The sequence below is a fragment of the Streptomyces sp. NPDC004051 genome (assembly GCF_053604275.1).
This window is the reverse complement of the sequence record NZ_JBSGHG010000088.1, coordinates 1-1860: the sequence shown is the minus strand read 5'-3', so window position 1 is coordinate 1860 and position 1860 is coordinate 1. Positions and strand designations below refer to the sequence as shown.

The following is a 1860-nucleotide window of genomic DNA, read 5'->3' as shown; positions in this document are numbered from 1 at the left end:
ATCTTTCCGTCCTTCACCCACCGCCAGGCGGTCTGGTAGCTCACGCCCTGCTGACGGGCCCACTCCGAAAGCTTCACAAGCCCACCGTACGTGAGCCATTCGACTAAAAAAGACTATAAATGACTAGAAAATCTGTAGCAGCTTTCACCCCCCGGCGCCCGCCCGGTCCGCACCGGGCGGTGCGTCCGGCCTCAGCCGTCGCACCAGCCGTGGGTCTTGCCGAACTGCAGCAGTCCGCGGCGGGCCTGGAGGATCTGCTCGCCGGTCAGCGTGGGAGCGGCGGACAGCAGGACCTCCGTGACCTCCTGGAGGTACTCCTCGGCGGTGAGCACGTCGCACAGCGAGTCGTCGCCGTCCGGATGCCTGCCCACGGCGGAGGAGACCCCGTCGGCTCCCTGGGCCAGGCGCACGCCCGAGGCCTTGAGACCCCGGTCGCCCTCCTCGATCTCGAACTCCACGGCGATCCCGGGACGCAGCTGGTGCTCCGGGATCCGTACGTCGTTGACGTGGAGGAAGACGTCCTCCCCGCCGTGCTCGGGAGCGATGAACCCGTAACCCCGTACGGCGTCGAACCGCACCACACGACCAGCGACCATGATTCCAACCCCCAGCAGAACACCGGACCCCGTACCCGGGCCTCCCGCCCGGACCCCCTGCCCGGACCGGAGTCCCGGCAGCCAAGGGTACGCCGAACAGGCGGCGGCCGAACAGGTGAATCGGAGGCTTTGCCGCCGCTCCGGCCGGCTGCCCGAAGCCTCTCGTACGGCGGGGAAACACGGCGGACGGGGGTCCGGCGGCGTCCTGCCCCGGAGGAACCGGTCCCCGCGGGCCGCCGTGCGGTGCCGCGTCCGCTCGAGCAAGATCATGGCAGGGCGGGACCACGTCCGCGCACGTGCCGAAGGAGGCGTCCTTGAGAACAGCCCTGCGCCTGGCCCTGGCCATCGCTCTGTCCGCCGGGGCCGTAGGGGCCGCGGCGTCGGCCCAGGCCGCGCCGGCCGCGGCCGAGCCGCCGCGGTACGTCGCGCTCGGCGACTCCTACGCGGCGGCACCGCTGGTGCCGCCCGTCGACCCGGCCGACCTGAGGTGCCTGCGCTCCCTGGCCGACTATCCCCACATCACGGCCGAGGCCCTCGGCGCGGAACTCACCGACGTCAGCTGCTCCGGCGCCACCAGCAAACATCTGAGCACCGCCCAGCACCCGGGGACCGCGCCCCAGTACGACGCGCTCACGCCCGACACCGACCTCGTCAGCGTCACCATCGGCGGCAACGACACCGGCCTCTTCGACGAGGTGCTGGGCTGCATCAACATCCTGCCCCGGCCCCACGGCACCAGCTGCGCGGAGGAGAACACCGCCGGCGGCACCGACAAGGTCAGGGCCCGCATCGACGCCTGGGCACCGGCCTTCGCCGCCGTCCTGGACGAGATCGCCCGACGGGCACCGCGCGCCGAGGTCTTCGTCGTCGGCTACGGCACCTACTTCCGCCCCGACGGCTGCCACCCCGCCCAGCCCTTCTGGAAGCAGGACGCCAACCACCTCCAGAGCGCGATCAACCACCTCAACACCGCGCTGGAGCGGGCGGCCGAGGAGCACGGCGCCACCTTCGTCGACACCCGCACCCTGAGCATCGGACACGACATCTGCGCCGCCCCCGCCGACCGCCATATCGAGGGCCTGATCCCCACCCACGCGGCCGCGCCGCTGCATCCCAACGCCGCAGGAGCCCGGGCCGTCGGCGAGGCCCTCGCCGCGGCCGTCCGCGCGCCCTAGTACTGCAACGGTACTTATGCTGATTGCTGACCAGTTTCAGGGACTGTGCCCGCGCCGCTTGTAGTGACTGACGCGGGCCTGGTATTGCC

General features: G+C 71.3%; 2 protein-coding genes. One reads left to right on the top strand and one right to left on the bottom strand.

Features of this window, described 5'->3' with window-relative positions:
- Positions 1 to 191: 191 nt before the first annotated feature.
- On the bottom strand, positions 192 to 596 hold the full coding sequence (locus ACWEQO_RS34715; RefSeq protein WP_452986488.1) for a cold-shock protein: 405 nt from the start codon (positions 594 to 596) through the stop codon (positions 192 to 194).
- A gap of 314 nt (positions 597 to 910) precedes the next feature.
- Between ACWEQO_RS34715 and ACWEQO_RS34710 the strand changes: the two genes are divergently transcribed.
- On the top strand, positions 911 to 1771 hold the full coding sequence (locus ACWEQO_RS34710; RefSeq protein ID WP_452986487.1) for an SGNH/GDSL hydrolase family protein: 861 nt from the start codon (positions 911 to 913) through the stop codon (positions 1769 to 1771).
- Positions 1772 to 1860 lie beyond the last annotated feature (89 nt).

What these genes read in the sequence shown, in the direction of transcription:
- ACWEQO_RS34715 (WP_452986488.1), bottom strand. Translation starts at nt 596, where the DNA reads ATGGTCGCTGGTCGTGTGGTGCGGTTCGACGCCGTACGGGGTTACGGG.